Raw genomic sequence first — 19,332 nt, forward strand, 5'->3', positions numbered from 1 at the left:
ATCTTGCGACACTAAGCCGCCCGCAACCCCGCCAAAAAAATATCTACGCTCTTCATCAGCGCCGACGCGTGCTGCCCCAGCTCACCCGACGCCACCATTACGTTCCCCGCCAGTGCGCGCGACTGGTCCGCGGCCTGGCTGGCGCCGGCGACGTTGGCGGAGACATCGGTGGTACCAGCGGAGGCCTGCTGCACGCTGCGAGCGATCTCGCGCGTCGCCGAACCCTGTTCTTCGACGGCGGCGGCGATGGTGGTGGCGATGCCGCTGATCTCGCGGATGGTGTTGCTGATCCCGGAGATCGCGGTGACGCAATTGCCGGTCGCGGCCTGGATCGCAGAGACCTGGCTTGCGATCTCATCGGTCGCCTTCGCGGTCTGGCTTGCCAGTTCCTTCACCTCGGAGGCAACGACCGCAAAGCCGCGGCCAGCTTCGCCCGCGCGCGCCGCCTCGATCGTGGCATTGAGCGCCAGCAGATTGGTCTGGCTCGCGATCTCGCTGATCAGGCGCAGCACGTCGCCGATGCGCTCGGCGGCGCCTGCGAGGCTGGTGACCATCTCTGTCGTCTCGGTGGCCTTGACCACCGCGCCGCTCGCAACCTGGCTGGAATGGGTGACCTGACGGCCGATCTCGCTGACCGACGAGGCCAGCTCCTCGGTCGCCGCCGCAACCGCGTTCACGCTGGTCGAAGCTTCCTCGGAAGCCGTCGCCGCAGCGGAGGCGCGCTGCGAGGTGCCGTTGACGCTGGTGGTGATCTCGCCGGCAACGCTCTGCATGCCCTCGGTCGCCTTGGCGACCGCGGCCACCACGCCCTTGACGTCGGCTTCGAAGCGATCGGCCATCTGGCGCTGCAAGGCCTGCTTCTCGACCTCCGCCTTGGCCTTGTCGGCCTCTTGAGCCTCGCGCATCGCGACGGATTCGAGCATGTTGCGGCGGAACACATCGACCGCCTTGGCCATGGTGCCGAGTTCGTCCGGACGTTCGCTACCGGGAATGGTGACGCTGGTATCGCCGCTTGACAGCCGATTCATCACGGCGGTGATCGCGGTGAGCGGCCGCGACAGCCCGCGTCCGAGGAGCAACGCCAGCAGGATGGCGGCGACGAGGATCGCGACCGTGCCGAGGATCAGGTTGCGCTCGGCGGTGGCGAAGGCGGCTTCGTATTCCGTCGTGTCCTTGATGATCTCGAGCACGCCAACCGGCTGCCCCGCATAGTTCTTGATCGGGCCGGCATAGACCGCGACCGGATGACCGTCGAGCTCGGCCTCGCGCAGCAGCGGCGCGCCGTCGATCGCGGCTTTCAGTTCGTCCGGCTTGGCGACCGCGTTCTCGCCGAAAGTCGAGGACAGCTTGTTCAAATTCTTGCCGTCAACCGAATAAACCGCGAGGTCGATGCCGAAGCGCTTCTTGGCGCGGTCGACGAATTCTTTGCCGAAGGCGGCACCGACGTCGACGTTCGCGAGGTTCTTGCCGTCGCGCACGATCGGCGTCATGCCGAAGATGCCGAGCGCCTCGCGGCCGGGCTCCACGCCGACGATCTGCCGGCCGGTCTTGAGCGCCTCGACCACGGTGGCGCGGCGGCCCGAGACGTCGTCGCCGAAAGTCTTGGGCGTGTGGACGCGATAGAACGAGATCGCCGGCGGCAGCTGGAAGGTGATCAGCGGGATGCCTTGCGCCTTCAGCGCCTTGTTGGCGTCGCCGAGCAGGACGCCGAGCGTGTCACGATCGCCCTTGGCGATGGCATCGCCGACCGGCGGCAGCGCCGCAATCGCCGCGGAGACCGCCAGTGCCGAACGTCCCTCGTAGTCGATCGCCGCGATCACGCTGTCATATTGCAGCTTGAGCTGCTGATCGAGCGCGAGCCGCGTCAGCGCCCGCTGCTGGGTGACCGAGAAGCCGGAGAGGATGGCGCAGGCCACTGCGACGGTGAGTGCGATGGCGAGGATCAGGCGGGCGGCAATCGACTTGAGCTTGAACATCAAAAATTCCCAGGCATTTCCAAATCTTGCTTTTGTGGAAAGGTCCCAGAAATTGCTTAACAACAAGGACGGCGCGGCCTCCGTGTTTCAACGGAATCGCTGTCATCCTTTTGCATGACTCAATGCAGTGAGCACATGAGGTTGGCCGTTCGTCGCAAGCAGAGATGATGCGCCGCGGCCTCGCCAGCCAGCGACTAGCGGTTTTCGGCAAGGATCATCTTACCGACATCCTCATAATGCGTATCCCGCGCCTGGATCTGCTGCGCGATCGCGTGCATGTCGCGAAAGCGCCGCTCGAACGGATTGCTGCGGAACACCGCGGTCGCGCCGGCCATGTGATAGGCGGCGTCGACCACCTTGGCCGATTGATGGATGGTCCAGGTCGCGGCGAGGCGAACGGCGCTGCGATGCGCCGGGCTGAATTGGCCGGTTACGCAGAGGTCGCGCCACATCGCATTCGCCGTCGCATAGAGATAGGCGCGCGCAGCGCGTAAGTCGCCCTCGGTGCGGCCAATCAGGCCCTGGACAGCCTGGTTGTCGCGCATCGCGCTCGCCGCCAGCGACTGGTGCTTTGCCCGCGACAAGGCGATGGCGGCATCCAGCGTCGCGCGTGCGACGCCCAGCGACACCGCGGCAAAGCCGAGGCTGAAGGTCGAGCCGGTGCCGATCCTGTAGAGCGGGCCCTTCTCGCGCAGTGCGGACGGCACGTCGCGGAACGCCGTGAAGCGCTCGGGGATGAAGAGGTTGCTCACCTCATAGGAATCCGTGCCGGTGCCGGCGAGCCCGATCGCTTGCCAGACGTCATGCAGCACGGCACTCGCGGCCGGAAACAGGATGGTGCGCACCTCCGGCGACCCGTCGGCATTTTTGCGCGGCGTCCCGTCGGCCCCGACGATGCGCACATGTGCCCCCAGCCAGCTCGCCTGCCGCGAGCCCGAGGCAAAATCCCAGCGCGCCGTGACGCGATAGCCGCCCTCGACCGCACGCGCCTCATGTGCGATCGCGCCCCAGGCGAGGATGCCGGGCGGCGTGTTGAAGATCTCGCGCGCAATGTCGTGATCGAGCGAAGCCGCGATCATGGCACAGACGCTGCATTGGCCGAGACACCATGCGGTCGAGGCATCCGCCTTCGCGACCTCCTCCAGCATCTGCATGAAGATCTCGATGGGGGCCTCGGCACCGCCGAGACTCTGCGGCAAAAGCGCGCGATAAAGCCCGCTCTCGATCAGCGCGCTGACGACCGCGGGCGTCAGCCGTCGCGTCCGCTCGATATCTTCCGCCTCGCCCGCAATCAGCGGTGCGATGGCGCGGGCCCGCTCGACCAGGCCAAACCCGGGAGTTGCATCCATGCGCGTTTCCTCGCCCCTTCTGCCGTGAGCGGTCAGGGACGATGGTGGTTTATTTGGTGGCGAGGATCAAGACCGTGCCGCCGTCATTCCGGGCGTGTGACGTGTCCGCCGAAGCTCGAAGGGCGAAGACCTCGTCTCCATTGGTGGGCGGCAAGTCGAGGACCTGTCATTGCGCCCGCGCAAATCGCCCTTGTCGATGTTGACGGTGAGAGCAGGTTGCCGGCGCGACGCGCAGCGCCTTGCCGGTGTCATCGTAACTTCGCAAAGGCGCTGCAAAGGATTACGCGCACGATCCATCTCATGCAACTTGGCGCCCTCCCAAAAGATGACGTGGCTTTTGGTACGGCCGCGACTGAGCTCATTAAACTCACGGCGTGACGTCAAGCAACTCAGAGGACTTCCGTGACCATCGGCCAACGACTAGACGAGGTTCAGGGATTTGGACCTGGCTTTGATTTCCTGCGCATATTCCTGGCCGTCAGCGTCGTGCTGATTCACGCTCCCCTGATTACCGGAACGTGGTCTCCGCTCGATCCGGTCTGGATGTTTCAGTTTTCGATCCTGCCGATGTTCTTTGCTCTCAGCGGATTCCTGATCGGGGGGAGCGCCCAACGGCTCGTGTTCAGCTCGTTCATCTTGAATCGCGGGTTCCGGATCATGCCGGCCTTGGTCGTGGAAATCGTTCTCTCGGCACTGGTTCTCGGCCCCCTCGTAACGAGCCTGGATCTCGCCTCCTATTTCAGCGACGAACGGTTCTTCAGGTACTTCCTCAGCATTGTCGGTCTCATTCAATACGAACTTCCGGGCGTCTTTGAGAACGCTCACTATACGAGGTTTCTCAACGGGCACGAGGTGGGGATTGTCAACGGGTCGCTGTGGACCGTCCCTCATGAGATGTTCTGCTACCTCATTATGTCAGCCATCATTCTCTTGGGTCTGCTCAAGAGACCTCTTTTGGTGCTGTCATTCACAATTCTCGTCGTGTCCGGCGGCATCGCCCTTCAACTGACAGCACCGCATCCGGGTCGTATTCTCGACTCGCTCACTTACATCTTTGCCCAGCGTGGCTCCGCGCGCCTTATTCCAGCGTTTCTGGCTGGATTGCTCTTCTATCAATTCCGGTATGCGATACCACTCAGGTGGTCGCTCGTAGCGGGTTGCTTCGCCGGCCTTGCCGCGATCCAGTTCATTGGGACACAGGACTGGATTGCATCGGTGCTGATCCAGGCCATAACCACACCGATGCTCGCCTACATCACGGTCTTCTTGGGATTGACGCCGCTTCCAAGGCTGGGGATTCTCAACACGGGTGATTACTCCTACGGAATCTATCTCTATTCCTGCCCGATCCAGCAAACCGTGAATTGGCTACTGCCGGATATTCGCAGCAATGCCTTCAATTTCATCACCAGCCTGGTGTTGACGGCGCTGTTCGCGGCCTTCTCTTGGCACTTCATCGAGAAGCCCGCACTCAAGCTGCGGAAGAGCTTTTCCTTGCGGCGGCCCGCACACCAGGACGACAAGACGCTCCCCGTTGAACCGACACCGCTAACGGTCCCCTCCCGGGAAATCGCCTAAAGCATGATCCGGAAAAGTGCGCAGCGGTTTTCCGGAAAGATCACGATCAAACCACAACCTAAAGCGCGGTGACGATTCATCCCAATCTCATCGCGCTTTTGGGCAGAGAATGCGGTTCGAAATCTTGCAACTGAACTGTTCGCGGTTGCCAGAAAATGGGTTTCGCGTCGAAGGGTGACACCTCCACCCTTCTCAGACGGCGATTTGGCTACGCCCTGGGATATCAGGTCCCGTTGGCGAAGTTCAGCGTCACGACCTTTGTGCTGTCGAGGGGAGAAACATCGCGGATAGGCGCGGCAAGAATTTCTCCATATCCCTGAAAGATTCCTGTGACGGTCGCCGGATCATGGGATCCGTTCACGACGAAGAGGTCCAGCGCGACATGGGGCGGGGCGTATGACGGTGAAACGGACAGCCGCGCCTGCGTGATCAGGTTGCTTTGGTTCATGGCGACGCCCTGCCGGTGCGTCAGGATGGGGTCCGGGTAGGGGAAATTTCCACCCAGCGTCGACGTACAGTCGAACTTCCAGGCATTGGAAGCCAAGCCGCCCGTACCGCCACTAAAGTCGGTTGCGTCCAGCTGCATCGTCCCTGCGATCGCCCAATTCGAGCAATTTGGATTGCCGTTGGCCTCTCCCGTCATCACTCGAAACCAGGCGTTGCCGCCGCCCGCGAGCTTGAGCGAGAAAGGCTTGAGCCTGCGAAATCCGGAGCCGTAAATCGGTGACACGATACCCATCGGAGCAGCACGGCCGCTGGACGCAAGCGCGCCGGCAAAAGAGGGACCGCTTTCGACCATCCAGTAGTAGAGGGAAAACGATGTCTGACCGAGCTGCCAGCCGGCATAGTTGATGTCGGATTGCTGGATCCCGACGTCACCACTCGCCGCGGCAGCAAACGCATGAGTGTGGGAATGTCCGTCCGGTCCGAAAATGGTGGCCGTTCGACCGACAAAATCATACTCGATCGAACAATTCATCGGCGTGCCGTCGGTCGGCCACGGAGTTTCCCACGTACCGAAACCGAACACGCCGGCGTTCAAACCATCCGTCCCGGTCGCGGTTTGCTGCAGGGTGTAGCCATCAGCCGCCGCCTGTGCGTGAAAGAACTTGCCCTCCGTTTTTGTAAACTGGGTATCTGCAGAGGCAAACATCACTGAGTTCGCATTGGCACGGTCGCCCGGTCCGCCTGGGACGGGCAGAAAGGAAACGACCTCTGACTGTCGATAAAACGTGCCGGGCTGGACTGGCAGATAGTTGTAGCAGTTGTCCTGGGCCGTCATGCGGGCGCCGACAATCTGTAACGATGACACACCGGGTCCCGTGCAAAGCCACGTTTGTCCGGTCGGGCTGATACGCCCCTGCACGGGCGTCCCGTCCGGAGCATCGAAATTGTCATAGATCGTTGGAGCCCTGGACGCGAGATTCGCACGGGCGCGCACGAGGATCGATGCGGATGCGGATCCGACGTTCATCCACACGGCCGCGGCGCGTGCCCCGCTCAGGCACTGCCAGATGGTGCCGGAAGCGACGTTGATCCATGTCGAACCGACCGCATAACCTTGCGATGAGTCATTCGTCGCAGCCGGGTCACTGTTGGCCGAGTAATTGTTCTTCACAACTTGATCTCCTCATTGGCCCGGGACTCAACGTGCGCCGTGCACGGCCGCTTTCGCGGTAGTGTCGGCCCCCGGCTATCCGCGCCAGTTGCATAGAGATCAGCGACGACGTTGCGATGACGTTGCAGCGAATGATTCGCTATCGCGATCGTTCGGTTCGCGGCCTACGGCCGTTGGATTCTCGTGATCCATCACGCGCGCTGGGAGACGAAAAGGCGACAGAGATATTCCGTCGTTGCGCGCGACCGTTATTGCCGAAAGCCCCGGCGTACGCAGCGGCCACCGCCAACCTCGCAAACTCACACTCAGGCCGCAGCGCGGCCAAGGTCGAGCGATTGCTTGCGTCTGGTCGGAAAGCTCAGCGCCACCGCGACGGCGGCAAGCCCGATCGCGAAGGAGCCGGCGTGCAGCCATGTGTAGCGCTGGAAATTGTCGAACACGAGCCCGCCGGCCCACGGACCCAGCGCCATGCCGAGGCTGGCAAAGGCCGACACGGCGCCGAACACGGTGCCCATGATGCGCGCGCCGAAGTACTCGCGGACCAGCACCGCATAGAGCGGCATCACCCCGCCATAGGCGAGGCCGAACACGACCGAGAGCGCGTAGAATTCGCCGAGCTGCGCCACCGCGAGATAGGTCGCGATGCACATCGCCTGCACGAACAGGCCGCCGACCAGCACAGGCTTTGCGCCGATGCGATCGGCAGCCGCGCCGAGCAGCAGGCGTCCGCCGAGCCCGGAGACGCCGGCGACGCTGTAGACCGTCACCGCCGTAAGCGGGGCGATGCCGCACACCATCGCATAGGACACCATGTGAAAGATCGGACCGGAATGCGCCGCGCAGCAGGCGAAATGCGCGGCCGCGAGCGCGATGAATTGCGGCGTGCGCAGCGCCTGCGCCGCGGTCAGCTCGATCTCCGGTGCGGCGTCGGTGCTTGCCGGGCCAGTCGCCTGCGGCGCCGGCCGCACCAGGAAGCAGGCCGGGATCAGCAGCGCCCATGCGGCAATGCCGATCACCAGCATCGCGGTGCGCCAGTCATAGGCCGTGATCAGCCAGCTTGCGGTCGGCGCGATCGTCACCGGCGACACGCCCATGCCGGCGGAAACCAGCGCGACTGCCAGGCTGCGGTTCTTCTCGATCCAGGCGCTCGCGAGCGCCATCATCGGCGCGTAGAAGCTGCCGGCGGCGACGCCGATCAGCACGCCGAAGAACAGCTGGAATTGCCACAGGCTGGTCGCCTGGCTCGCGGTGACGAGACCGAGGCCCAGCAGCAGGCTTCCGGCAAGCACCACGATGCGCGTGCCGAACCGATCCGACAGCGTGCCCCAGAAGAACGCGGCAACGCCCATGCAGAGGAAATCCAGCGTCGCCGCCGCCGACACGCCGGCGCGCGACCAGCCCATCGCTTCCGAGATCGGCTGCAGGAAGACCGCAAGCGACAGCATCGTGCCGAAGCCGACACAGGTCATCAGCGCTCCCGCGGCGACCACCACCCAGCCATAGTCGAACCCTGACGGCTTGCTCATGCGTTTCCCCTGCGCTTTTGGTCTTGTTGATGATGCGCGCGGGGATGGTGGCCCATCTGTCAGCGGAGGGCAAGGCTACGCGCAATATGCGGATACAGAGCTCGCTACCTTGCAGCTGCCTCGAGCATCGGCACGCGCCATGGGCCGCTGCAACGTCGACTTAGTTAGGAAGTGTCTTGTGCCGCAGCTGCTCTGCCCCCGCGTGCCCGGTCCATTTGCCCCGGCCACCCGTACGCCGAGATCAGGCTCATATAGGCCTCAAGATCCGTGCCGGTCATATTGAGGGAGCGGCTGCACTGTTGGAGGGCTTCTTCATATTGACGCAGGTGCAAGTGTGCGACGCAGAGAAGCCGAGCTGCGATGGTATCCTGCAAGACGGCCAGGTTTGCGAGGTCGCCGTCGAACCGATCCGACCAGATGTCGCGGGCGGTCTGAAGGTCGGTCAGAGATACGTTGACCCGCACCTGGTCTCCGTTGCGTCGCACCGCGCCCCGCACGGCCCAGCGGACGCGGAGATCCGTCCCGAGTTGCTGCAAATCGACCACCTTCTTCTTGTAGGTCAAGGCGGTGTCGCGTCCAACAACGAGAGTGGCGGGCGTTCGCGCGAGATCGGCCGTCAAGCCTGTCGAGATCAAGTCGGCAAAGGAGTCCTGCGCCGGACCGTCGTTCAGGCTGGCGAAGGGCAACACGACGAGAGAGAGGCGAGGCGCGATCTCGGGCCTGACTGTCGGCTGTGCCTGGATGTTTTGAGCTTCCCGTTGTGCGTCGGTACGGACGGTCTTCCAGGCATTCCAGTATCCGGCAACGCCACCGGCAATTGCGCCGATGGCGGCGACCGACGCCAGCACGCTGCCCGCGAGCTTCAAACGGCCTCTGAGGTCCTCCAGCCGGCCTGCGGATCGCCGTTCGCCAACGGCATTTGCAGAGGCAACCGGGACCGTAACCGCTGCCGTGGTTGCTGGTTGCCGATCCTCATCGTGCACCGCGCCCACGAAACGAAAGCCCTTGCGTGGAAATGTCTTGATAAGACGTTGTTGTTGGCCGGAGTCACCGATCGCGCGCCGGACGGCGTTCAGCCGCGTCGTCAGCGCCGCATCGGATACGATCCGGCCATTCCAAATCGCGTTGACGAGATCGTCCTTGCTGACGACGCGATCCCTGCTGCGGATCAGATGTTCGAGCAGATCGAGAACCTGGGGTGTCGTGGGCACCACATCGAGCCCACGCCGCAATTCGCGCCGCTCGGTGTCCAACGCACAGTCCTCGAAGAAATAGCGCATGGCACCATTCTCCAGGCCTGCCCTCTCACCTCCGAGGGCGCGGTAGCAATTATCCGAGGACAATAAGCCTTCGGTCGCGAAAATGTAAGCCGCGAACGTCGGTCCACCCCGTCAGGGGGTGGCGGAGCCGTGCTTTTCCGGAAGGCCCGCTTCGCAGAGAGCCTTCTCGAAGATCGCGAAGTCATCTGCCCGGCGAAACGGTGCCAGATTCCCGAGATTGGCACGAAGATCCGGATTGCATTCAAGGGCTTGCAGGAGGGATCGTTGCGCTTGGTCATGCCGCCCGGCGAGTGCGTTGCTGGCTGCGGACATGCAGGTCACGAGCAGGAAACTCGTCTGACCACGCAGTGCACCCTCGGCGCATGATGCTGCCGTGTCATAGCGGCCCGCCAGAAAATGCGCATACGCCATGGCCCCCTGCGCGTCGTAGTACATGGGCGGATCGAGCGGGCTAAGTCTCACGGCATGTGCGGCGTGCTCCAGGGCGAGATCCGGCTCTCCCCGCCAAACCCTCAACCAGGCACTGGTGGCCCAGGCTTGCGCGAAGTTTGGGTTTTCAGCCAGAGCGCGATCCACGAAAGCAGCCGCGTCGTCGAACTCATGGGCTATGAAGGCGAGTGCATATCCACCCACGGACAGCGCAACCGGATCATTTGTCCCCAGTTCTACGGCCTTGCGGGCCAGCCGGGTAGCTTCCGCAATTTCCTTTGCCGGATCGCTGATCCAGCCGTTCGCCTTGCGGCGGGCATAGCTCCAGGCGGCCATGGCATAGCCACAAGCCAGCCGAGGGTCGAGCTCGGTCGCCTTGCAAAAGAGCTGCAGCGCCTCGGTGTTTGCGTTGTTGGACCAACGGGATTTCGCCAGCCCGCGCAGATAATGGTCATACGCATCCAGATTTTCGGGCGGCTTGCGCCTTGCCCGCTTGATCTCCTCGCGCTGCAGCTTCGGGGCGATTGCGCCTATGACACTGGAGGTCAGATTGTCCTGCAGATCGAACATGTCCTCGATCGGGCCCTCAAAGCGGTCTGCCCAGAGATGCGTTCCAGTTTCGGCATCGATCAGCTGTCCCGCGATTCGAATGCGATTTCCGGCTTTGCGCACGCTGCCTTCGAGCACATAACGGACACCAAGCTCGCGGCCGACCTGCTTGACGTCGACGACTCGGCCCTTATACGCAAAGCTCGAATTGCGTGCGATCACGAACAGCCAGCGAAAATGAGCCAGGGCCATCGTGATTTCCTCCACGATGCCATCTGCGAAATACTCCTGTTCGGGATCGGAGCTGAGACTGACGAAAGGGAGTACGGCAATCGAGGGCTTATCCGGTAGCGGGAGGGGCGCTGCTGTCGCTTCTGACAGGTGAGGGACGGTTGAAGGATCCGGCTCCCGTACTTCCCGTACGGTTCCGACGAAGCGGAAGCCCTTGCGCGGGATCGTCTTGATCAGGCGTTGCGCTTCCCCGCAATCGCCGACCGCCGTGCGGACGCCATTCATGCGGGTCGCAAGCGCGGCCTCCGATACGATGCGCCCCTTCCAGATGGCGTTCATGAGGTCGTCCTTGCTGACGACACGCTCCCTGTTGCCGATCAAGTAGTCGAGAATGTCGAAGACCTGTGGCGCAACGGAAACAGCATCGGTCCCGCGATGCAGCTCGCGCCGATCCGTGTCGAGCACGTATTCATCGAAGAGATAGCGCAAGTTGCCACTCCCGTCGTGGATGAAGCCGCCTCCGCACCTGCTGGGGCGTAAAGTAAGGCGCCGGTCAGGAAAATGTAAGCTGCACGTCAAGCGTGCCCGGCGAAGTCCTGACATCCTGCCCTCGGTAAAGGTATCGCCAAGGGATACCGACAAGGGATGCCGACAAGGGATATCGCCGATGAGTGCCTTCAACGGCGTTGCGCAGGTGCGACGGACTGCCACACCCGTGCAGCAAGTGACCAGCCTTTTCCTGCGGGTCTGGAGCGCATGGCGGAAGTACCGAAGACGGCTGAAGGTACAAACCGCTCTCTGTGCCCTCAGCGATCGGGAGTTGCTGGATATCGGCGCGACGCGCGCCGAGATTGACTACATTGCCTTGCAGCAAGGCCGCGCAAGGCCCGATCGTCCGGCACCCTGGCGCATTGGTAGTGCGCTTGCGATTCTGTCGCTCATCAACCTGTTCAGCTTGATTTCCGTCGATCGCACCGAGGCTCAATGCACGGCGCAGGATGTTTTGCGGAGGCAGCTGGCGGTCAAGGTCGACCCGCCGGCTCCCAGATCGGAGATTCCGATCAGCTCCGCTGCAGATGTGCTGGTGTGGAAGACGATCCGGATAGGAACATTCACGGATACTTTCGCCCTGCGCAGCGCGATGAGTGCAATGGGCTGCGGCGTCGGAAACGCGGCCGACGAGATACTCGCTCGACCGGCCTTTACTCTCAGTCGCAAGAAGGCGGAGGTTGAGCTTGTCGCCGTGTCGGTTGCCGAGCTCGGCTTTCAAGGCGAGGCTTCGCTGCGGGAAATCTATGCGCGTGCACAACAGCTCGGTCTTGCTCTGGCGCCCGCGGAAATCGCGCCGCAGCTGAGGCTCCAGTATTTGGACCAGCCGATCGGTGAGTTTCTCACCATCGCGATGGAGCCTATCGGGACGTGGGCGGGCGAAGCGGTCGTCCTGACGGTGGCGAATGGCGGAGCAGGCCTCATCCTGATCGGCCAGGATGGCCGTGGGGACGCGCAGATATCTGCGATATCCCGTTTTGTGTTCGTGCGGCCCGGTCCGTCCATGGCTCCCGAGGCCGCAGCGATGGCCAGGTAGCATGCCGCGATCTCATTGGGTCTGGGCTCGATCAGGGAAACGGGTGATGATCACGCGTCGTGATGTGTTGTCGGCGGCCGCCGCCGCGTTCGCCGCTGCGCAGATTTCACCGCGGGCTCTTGCACAGCCGATCCCGAGAACCGCGCATATCCTGACGGGCTTCACGCCCGGGCTGCAGGATGGTTTGGCGCGGCTCGTGGCCGGCCAGATGAGCGGCTATGCCGAAACCATCGTGATCGAGACCCGGCCGGGCGCGGGCGGTCGCATCGCGGTGGAGGCGGTGAAGAGCGCCGACGCCGATGGATCGGTCATGCTGTTCGCGCCGCTCGGCTTCATGATGTTCTTTCCGCACGTCTACAGGACGCTGAGATACCATCCGCGGGATTTCACGCCGGTGTCGACCGTCGCCTCGACCCCGTCATTGCTGACGGTCGGTCCCAGGGTACCGGCCGACGTCAAGACGCTGGCGGACTTCGTGGCCTGGTGCCGCGCCAATCCGAAGCAGGCCACCTTTGGCTCGCCGGGCGCCGGAACCACGCTGCATTTTCTCGGCGCGATGCTGGGCCGCACCGCCGGCTTCGATTTTCTTCACGTGCCCTATCAGGGCGGCGGTGCGATTCAGGATCTGGTCAAGGGCGTGATTGCCGCAACCATCATGCCGATCGGCAGCGCGCTCGCGCTCGTCCAGTCCGGAGATCTTCGCGCGCTGGCGACCACCGGACCGCGCCGCAGCCCGTTTGTTCCGGCGGTGCCGACCGTGCGGGAGGCCGGATATCCGTCGCTCGAGGACCTCACTTGGTTTGCGTTCTACGTTCCGGCCAAGACGCCGGCGCCGATCGTCGATAAGCTCAACACCGCGATCCAGGCGGCCTTGCGCACCGACGAGGTCAAGGCCGGCATGGCAAAGCTGGCCGTCGAGCCCGACGCGATCGCCATGGAAGACTTCGCCCGGCTGATCGCATCCGAATCCGACCGGTGGAAGGCGATCGTGCAGGCAACGGGGTTCGTCCCGACCGATTGAAGCGCGCATTGACAGGAGGCAACACATGAGCGGGCCGGCATCCGTGCATGATCTCGTGCAGTCGCATCGCATCACCGCGGTGATCTATGCGGCGGCGAAGCTCAATCTCGCCGAGGCCATCGGCGATGAGGCGAAATCGGTGGCCGAGCTCGCCCGGCTGGTGTCCGCCGATGAAAGTGCGCTACGCCGATTGCTCGTTGGCCTGACGACACTTGGCCTGTGCAGGCAGGCCGACCGCGACCGGTTTGCCATGACCGAGCTCGGCCGGCAGCTCGACGAGAGCGCCGACCCCTCCTTCAAGGACTGGGTTCTCTTCGAGGGCGAGATGCTCGCGCAATCCTGGATCGGGCTGGTCGATTCGGTTCGTTCCGGCAAGAGCGCGGGCGAGCTGCGCGGTGATGGCGACGATCGCTATGCTGCGACGAGCAATGCCCCGGAATTCACCCGCCGCTTCAATGCCGCGATGGTCAGCCTGACGCGGAGCATCGTTCCAAGGATCGTCGCGGCGCACGACTTCGCGACCGCGCGAATCGTCATGGACCTCGGCGGCGGCACCGGCGAATTGATCGGCGGCGTGCTCCAGCGCAACCCGCATCTTGAGGGCATCGCCTTCGACCTGGCGCGTTGCGAGCCGGGAGCGCGGGCGCATTTTGACCGGCTTGGCATCGCCAATCGCGGCCGGTTCGTCGCGGGCAGTTTCTTCGAGAAGGTCCCGGGCGGCGCCGACACGATCCTGATGAAGAGCATCCTGCACAATTGGAGAGACGATCGTTGCGAGGTCATTCTGCGCAACTGCCGGGACGCGCTGCCGGCCAGCGGAACGTTGATCGTGATCGAGCGGATCATGCCGGAGCCCGCGACGACCGGGACCCAGGACCGCTCCTGCGCCATGAGCGACCTCAATATGCTGCGGGGACCTGGCGGCCGCGAGCGGACGGAAGCCGAGTACCGCAGGCTCGGCGTCCTGGCCGGCTTCGCCTTCGTCGGCACCAGCGGTGTCGGCTCGTTCAGCCTGGTCGAATTCCGAAAGGTCGGACACTGACTGCGGTCCGTTGGGACGCCAGTCGAGTCTCATCCCATCTGGCCTGGCGCAGGTTCGATCAGCAGCCCCGGCAGACGCCGGAGATCTTGCGATCGACGTTGGCATCCTCCTGGTCGAGGAAATCCAGCGATCCCAGACTTGCCGAGGGCACGTCGGAGGCGTGCGGCTGGCGGTGACCGACCGGCGCCGTCCACGGCCTGGTGGTCGTTTCCTTTCCGGGCAGCGACGGGTGGAAAGGTTGCGCCGAAGCTGCGCCCATCGTCGATACGATCGTGACCACAATCAGCATCTTTGAGGTGATCATAGGTGTCTCCAAATGCATCCCGCCTTGCATGTGCGGTTCAGACATTCAGATTTGCATCGAAGACCCGCTATTCCCCGTCATCGCGCAGGCATGCCGCCGCGGTCCGGCCTTCCGGAACGACGTCGGTCAGGCCGGCGCTTTCCTGCCGATCAGACCGAAAACGATCATGACGAGGCTGATGCCGCCGACGGCGCCCGAGACCTCTTCGACCGTGCGCATCAGGGCGGCGGGATCATTGGACCACGGCGTCATGTCCCGCATCGAGAGGAAGAACAGGACGGCGAGCACCAGCAGCACTGAGCCGACGGCAATCAATCGCCAGTTTCGCTTTCGCATGACAGACATTCCCCCGTATCGCCCGCGGATGGGCGGGGCCGTTTAGGACGCAGGGAGATAGTGTCGTCGAGCCCGGGTCGGGTTCGATGGCCACGAGCCGCATCGAATAAATGTGACCCTCATCCCCAATTTGTTCGCGGCCGCTGGTGGGCGGCCAACAGACGTTTTGACTTTTTTGTGTTTTTAACGCTTTGACGGCTCGCCCCTGTCGGCATGGGCCAGTCTCGATCGTCCTTGGATGGACCCCGCACACGTAAGTGATGCCGTCACCTCGAAAATCGAACCAGGAGCTTATGTTCATGAGGATTACCGTCGAAACCACCGTCGCAGCCCCCATCGATCAGGTCTGGCGTGCTTATACGACGCCTGCTGACATCGTGGCGTGGAACGCCCCGTCCGACGACTGGCATACGACCAAGGCGACGGTTGACCTGCGCGAAGGCGGGCTCTTCTCGTCGCGCATGGAAGCCAAGGACGGCAGCATGGGCTTTGACTTCGCCGGGACCTACACGACGATCGTCGAACACAAGCTGATCGAATATTCATTCGGCGATCGCAAGGCCGAAGTCGAGTTCGTGCCCGAGGGGAAGGGCGTCGTCGTCCGCGTCGTCTTCGATAGCGAACCGACACACTCGGTTGAGCAGCAGCAGGGCGGCTGGCAGGCCATCCTCGACAATTTCAAACGACACGTGCAGGCGAAGCAGAAGACGTCGTGAAGCCGTGCGGGGGCAGGAGATGTCCCTGACGGGCGTCGTCGGCTTTCCGCGCGGCGCACCTGACGGAAACTGAACAGCCGAGGAATAGCCGGCTTGGGGGGCGCCGCGTCGGTTGCCCCCATCAGCCGGCGACCTCCGGTTCGCACCGGGCTCCCGACTTGCCGCTGCGTTGCGCTCACCGACGCGGTGGGCCAACGGGTGACGTCAAGCTGCTACGACGGCGCCACACCATCCGCGCGCGACTCTGGGGGCGCGCCACGCCTCAGGGGAAGCGGCTGGTCGCCAAGCAACACCTTCACCACCACGTCACGCGCATTGCCGGGATCAAGCGAATGCTTTGCGATCAGGTCGCTACAGTCGGCGACGATCTGGTCGGCGTCCTGCAAGATCTTGAGCTCCTTGTAGCGATCGTGCCGATGCAGGCCCATGCTTTCGCCAACCACTTCAAGGATATTTACGATACGGAATGGCCAGTCGCGCTCGTGCGCGCACAGTTCGCGATGATCGGAATGATAGACCGCGACCAGCGCATCGACACCTGCATCGCGCGCCGCCTCAAGCTCCATGAGTTGCAATTCGCGCTTGAAGTTTGGAAGCACGCCGACATCCACGCTCTGCAAACCCACCGCCGGCTGGTTCAGATCGACGAGTTCGATACCGGGTACCGCCGTCAAGATTTCGGCGGCGGCTTCCACGACGCCGGCCACGCCGGGATGCTTGTGCAGCGCGACCCGCATTTCGACCCTGCGCCGAAGGTGCGGCTTGAGCTGCGCCAGCCGCTCTCCGAGGAAGCGCATGAATGGGTTCATCTCGAACGGGCGGGACCCGTGCTGTCGCTCCACCGTTGGCAGGATGGTTTCCGTGTACTGGACATAGCACGACGGGCACCAGGAGATCACCTGCCCCGAGTTCGAGTGCGACAGCTTTTCCATCGTACTCGATCCCATACGACCGGCCATCTCTGCGTCGCCAGACTTGAGCTGGAGAATGCCGCAACAATGGCTCGGTCCGCCCATCACCTGGTAACTGACGCCGAGCACGTCCATGATATCGAGGGCAAGCAAGGCGATGTGCGGCGTCTTGAGCACATTGCAGCCGGTGTAAAACACGAAATCCGGCGCCTCAACGGGCGTGGCGACCGACGCCGAACTCTGACCCAGTCGTTCGAGCACGTCCGCGTCGAGTTGCAGGCGCGAAAGTACGTTCACGCCACGACTGCCGTCGCGGTACTTCTCGACACCCCGCCGGCGTCGTTCGGCAAGCTCGTTGTCCGACTTCGCGATGCCAAGCCGCGCCATGCTCAGCAGGAAGCGCGGATTGACCCCATAGGCGCACGCCTTGATGCATGCCCCGCTCCGCATGCAGGACTGCGCCCATTTGCGCGAAGCTTCCGGGCCGTTGCCGGTACGTACCAGTTCGAGAATGCCGCTGATGATGTCTTCGGACTTTGTCGTCCTCGAGATGCCGGCCGGCTCGACGCTCGGACAAGCCTCGACGCATTTCCCGCATCGCGTACAGGCGTCGAGCATGTCTTCGGCATATTCAGCCAGGGACGTCTCGAAGGGGACCTCGTTCATCGGCTGCATGACCAACTCCCAGGCTTGCTGGAGGATCAGCTACGTGCGGCACACGACAGCGCCGGAACCTAACCCACAATTGGCGAGCTGTACACGAGCAGGCCGCAATGGGGGGCAACAGGTGACGTTCGTCAGCCGGCACGGCGACCGTCAGAGCAAGGCCGCTCTGCTGCCGGCCCCCCGAAGGCCATCTCGGGAGATGGGGAAGATTATTTCCACCCGCCCTGCGGTAGCCTCAAGGCCCTCGTTGCATTTCAGGGCTGGCGCAAACGTCAGAGGTTACGAGCTACCTCGTGCGACCTCGGTGCAGGGGCCTAATGGATACTGGTACCACGCGCGTCGAGATCGACTACGTCGCCTCGAACTGAACCTGTCAGCTATCGCGAAAGCGAGTAGGATGTTAGGGTTTGATCTCAATCACCAATCAACTTAAGAGGGAGGGCACTCATGGTTCAGCTGAGCGCAATTTCTCGTCGTCGATTTGTCCAAACGACTGCAGCGAGTTCATTGGCACTCGCGGGGATGGGCCATTTTCGCCCGGCTCGGGCTCAATCGACAAAGCCGAACATCGTCTTCATCCTGGCTGATGATCTCGGCTACGCCGATGTGGGCTGCTATGGTCAGCGGGATTATGCGACCCCGAACATAGATCGGCTGGCGACCGAGGGATTGAAATTCACGCAGGCGTACGCCAATTCGCCTGACTGCTCTGCGACCCGCACGGCGTTGATCACTGGGCGCTATCAAGCTCGGTTGCCGGTTGGGCTCGAAGAGCCGCTTATTTCTTTAAGTCCCAAAGGGACTGGCTTGGCGCCAAGTCACCCTACCTTGCCATCACTGCTGAAGAAGGCGGGGTATGGCACGACCTTAGTCGGAAAGTGGCATCTTGGTGATCTGCCGGATTTCAGTCCGCTGAAGAGCGGCTATGACCAGTTTTTCGGGATACTCGGCTGCTGCGCCGACTATTTCAATCATGGAGCGGAGGCTTCCCGCACGTATGTATTACCGTTCCCCGGACTTGCGCATCAACTTTACGAGCAGGAGGTACCGGTTGAGCGTCACGGTTACATGACAAACTTACTCGGCGACCGAGCCGTGCAAACTATTGAAGGCTACGCCAAGTCAAAAGAGCCGTTTCTGCTGAGCCTGCATTTCACCGCTCCGCATTGGCCATGGGAAGGGCCGGATGATGAGGCAGAGTCGAAGCGGATCAGGGATATTTTTGACCGCGATGGCGGCTCGCAGAAAACTTATGCGGCGATGGTGCAGAGCCTGGACGCCAATATCGGTCGCGTGCTGCAAGCGCTCGATGCGAGCGGTCTCGCCAGCAATACCATTGTCATCCTCACCAGCGACAACGGCGGCGAACGATTCTCTAACGTATGGCCGTTTACCGGCATGAAGCATGAGCTGCTCGAAGGCGGCATTCGCATTCCCGCGATTGTGCGCTGGCCCGGACGGATCGCGCCTGGGGCGGTGTCTGAGCAGGTCATGATCACGATGGACTGGATGCCGACCTTGCTGGCTGCCGCTGGCACATCGCCGGACGCGGCGTATCCATCCGATGGAGAGGATCTTGGGAAAGTCTTGACGACCCGGATGGAGGCGCATCCTCGGAAATTGTGCTGGCGCTATAAGGCTGGATCGCAGCGTGCTATCCGCGACGGCGATCGGAAATATTTGCGGATAGCTGGGAATGAATTCCTCTTCGATCTTGTGAGAGACCCGCGCGAGCGGGCCAACCTCAAGGACCGGGAGAAAGACGTATTCGAACGGCTGAAAAGCGACTGGGAGGCATGGGACGCCACGATGCTACCGGAACGGTCTCGGCCGGCGAATTATGCCAACTCGAGCAATTTCCTGGCTGACCACTATGGCGTCGTTAACCCGGCGGCCCCGCCGACCATTTCCCCCGCGAGGTGATTCAGGTCGGCCAAAAGATTCGCGCCGCTGGCGGAAGGGCCTGCTTCCGCTTCGATGGCCAGATCATCGATTTGGAATGCCTGAGTGCGCGGGGCGCTGTCATCGAGGCAACCGACCTCTGGTGGTCTCGGCCTAGCTGTCGCGGGCGCGCGCTTGAGAAAACCTGCCGGCCGACTTCCGTTTCGGGTCAAAATGCGAAGAACTCGGAGTGAGCAAAGTCGGTCCGCTCTACCCCACCAAGCGGACCTCAATGAAAGGTGTCGCCACTTCGCTGATGGGCCAAAAGGCGACA

The 19,332-nt window shown here is 62.8% G+C and carries 15 protein-coding genes; 6 read left to right on the forward strand and 9 right to left on the reverse strand.

The window, feature by feature from the left end:
* Positions 1-11: 11 nt before the first annotated feature.
* On the reverse strand, positions 12-1,976 hold the full coding sequence (locus tag AB7008_RS04165; RefSeq protein WP_441258483.1) for a methyl-accepting chemotaxis protein: 1,965 nt from the start codon (positions 1,974-1,976) through the stop codon (positions 12-14).
* Positions 1,977-2,170: 194 nt separating this feature from the next.
* Complete coding sequence (locus AB7008_RS04170; protein WP_248881218.1) at positions 2,171-3,325, reverse strand: acyl-CoA dehydrogenase family protein; 1,155 nt, start codon at positions 3,323-3,325, stop codon at positions 2,171-2,173.
* Positions 3,326-3,727: 402 nt separating this feature from the next.
* On the opposite strand from AB7008_RS04170, the gene AB7008_RS04175 reads away from it, so the two are divergent.
* Positions 3,728-4,903 carry an acyltransferase family protein gene (locus AB7008_RS04175; RefSeq protein WP_248881219.1) on the forward strand — a complete coding sequence of 392 codons (1,176 nt, stop codon included), beginning with the start codon at positions 3,728-3,730 and terminating at the stop codon, positions 4,901-4,903.
* Between the two features lie 223 nt (positions 4,904-5,126).
* Here AB7008_RS04175 and AB7008_RS04180 read toward each other — a convergent pair whose 3' ends face one another.
* From AB7008_RS04180 to AB7008_RS04195, 4 genes are all read right to left on the reverse strand, one after another.
* Positions 5,127-6,521, reverse strand: coding sequence for a hypothetical protein (locus AB7008_RS04180; protein ID WP_248881220.1), 1,395 nt, complete (start codon positions 6,519-6,521; stop codon positions 5,127-5,129).
* 305 nt (positions 6,522-6,826) lie between these two features.
* The gene (locus AB7008_RS04185) at positions 6,827-8,047 is read right to left on the reverse strand and encodes an MFS transporter (RefSeq protein WP_248881221.1); all 1,221 of its coding nucleotides are present in this window, start codon (positions 8,045-8,047) and stop codon (positions 6,827-6,829) included.
* A 164-nt stretch (positions 8,048-8,211) separates the two neighbouring features.
* Positions 8,212-9,327 (reverse strand): winged helix-turn-helix domain-containing protein, encoded by a 1,116-nt coding sequence (locus AB7008_RS04190; protein ID WP_441258484.1) that lies wholly within the window; start codon positions 9,325-9,327, stop codon positions 8,212-8,214.
* Between the two features lie 111 nt (positions 9,328-9,438).
* A complete protein-coding gene (locus tag AB7008_RS04195) occupies positions 9,439-11,025 on the reverse strand; it encodes a winged helix-turn-helix domain-containing tetratricopeptide repeat protein (RefSeq protein ID WP_441258485.1) in 1,587 nt (528 codons plus the stop codon).
* Positions 11,026-11,203: 178 nt separating this feature from the next.
* On the opposite strand from AB7008_RS04195, the gene AB7008_RS04200 reads away from it, so the two are divergent.
* From AB7008_RS04200 to AB7008_RS04210, 3 genes are read left to right on the forward strand one after another with little or no spacing between them, the layout of a single operon-like run.
* Positions 11,204-12,121: a DUF1127 domain-containing protein gene (locus AB7008_RS04200; RefSeq protein WP_441258486.1), complete on the forward strand. Its 918-nt coding sequence runs from the start codon at positions 11,204-11,206 to the stop codon at positions 12,119-12,121.
* Between the two features lie 46 nt (positions 12,122-12,167).
* Positions 12,168-13,142, forward strand: a complete 975-nt coding sequence (locus AB7008_RS04205) for a Bug family tripartite tricarboxylate transporter substrate binding protein (protein ID WP_441258487.1) — start codon at positions 12,168-12,170, stop codon at positions 13,140-13,142.
* A gap of 25 nt (positions 13,143-13,167) precedes the next feature.
* Complete coding sequence (locus tag AB7008_RS04210; RefSeq protein ID WP_441258488.1) at positions 13,168-14,184, forward strand: methyltransferase; 1,017 nt, start codon at positions 13,168-13,170, stop codon at positions 14,182-14,184.
* A gap of 58 nt (positions 14,185-14,242) precedes the next feature.
* On the opposite strand, the gene AB7008_RS04215 is transcribed toward AB7008_RS04210, so the two are convergent.
* On the reverse strand, positions 14,243-14,488 hold the full coding sequence (locus tag AB7008_RS04215; RefSeq protein ID WP_354180797.1) for a hypothetical protein: 246 nt from the start codon (positions 14,486-14,488) through the stop codon (positions 14,243-14,245).
* A gap of 126 nt (positions 14,489-14,614) precedes the next feature.
* Positions 14,615-14,824 carry a hypothetical protein gene (locus AB7008_RS04220; protein WP_441258489.1) on the reverse strand — a complete coding sequence of 70 codons (210 nt, stop codon included), beginning with the start codon at positions 14,822-14,824 and terminating at the stop codon, positions 14,615-14,617.
* A 299-nt stretch (positions 14,825-15,123) separates the two neighbouring features.
* Between AB7008_RS04220 and AB7008_RS04225 the strand changes: the two genes are divergently transcribed.
* A complete protein-coding gene (locus tag AB7008_RS04225) occupies positions 15,124-15,540 on the forward strand; it encodes an SRPBCC family protein (protein ID WP_028160365.1) in 417 nt (138 codons plus the stop codon).
* A gap of 212 nt (positions 15,541-15,752) precedes the next feature.
* Here AB7008_RS04225 and AB7008_RS04230 read toward each other — a convergent pair whose 3' ends face one another.
* Positions 15,753-17,126 carry a 4Fe-4S dicluster domain-containing protein gene (locus AB7008_RS04230; RefSeq protein ID WP_441258490.1) on the reverse strand — a complete coding sequence of 458 codons (1,374 nt, stop codon included), beginning with the start codon at positions 17,124-17,126 and terminating at the stop codon, positions 15,753-15,755.
* A gap of 438 nt (positions 17,127-17,564) precedes the next feature.
* Here AB7008_RS04230 and AB7008_RS04235 point away from each other — a divergent pair, with 438 nt between their 5' ends.
* Entirely contained in the window at positions 17,565-19,040 is a 1,476-nt protein-coding gene (locus AB7008_RS04235) for a sulfatase family protein (RefSeq protein WP_441258491.1), read from the forward strand.
* The last annotated feature ends 292 nt before the right edge of the window (positions 19,041-19,332 follow it).

Origin of the sequence: Bradyrhizobium sp. 521_C7_N1_3 (genome assembly GCF_052075975.1) — a bacterium.
Taxonomy (GTDB): domain Bacteria; phylum Pseudomonadota; class Alphaproteobacteria; order Rhizobiales; family Xanthobacteraceae; genus Bradyrhizobium; species Bradyrhizobium japonicum.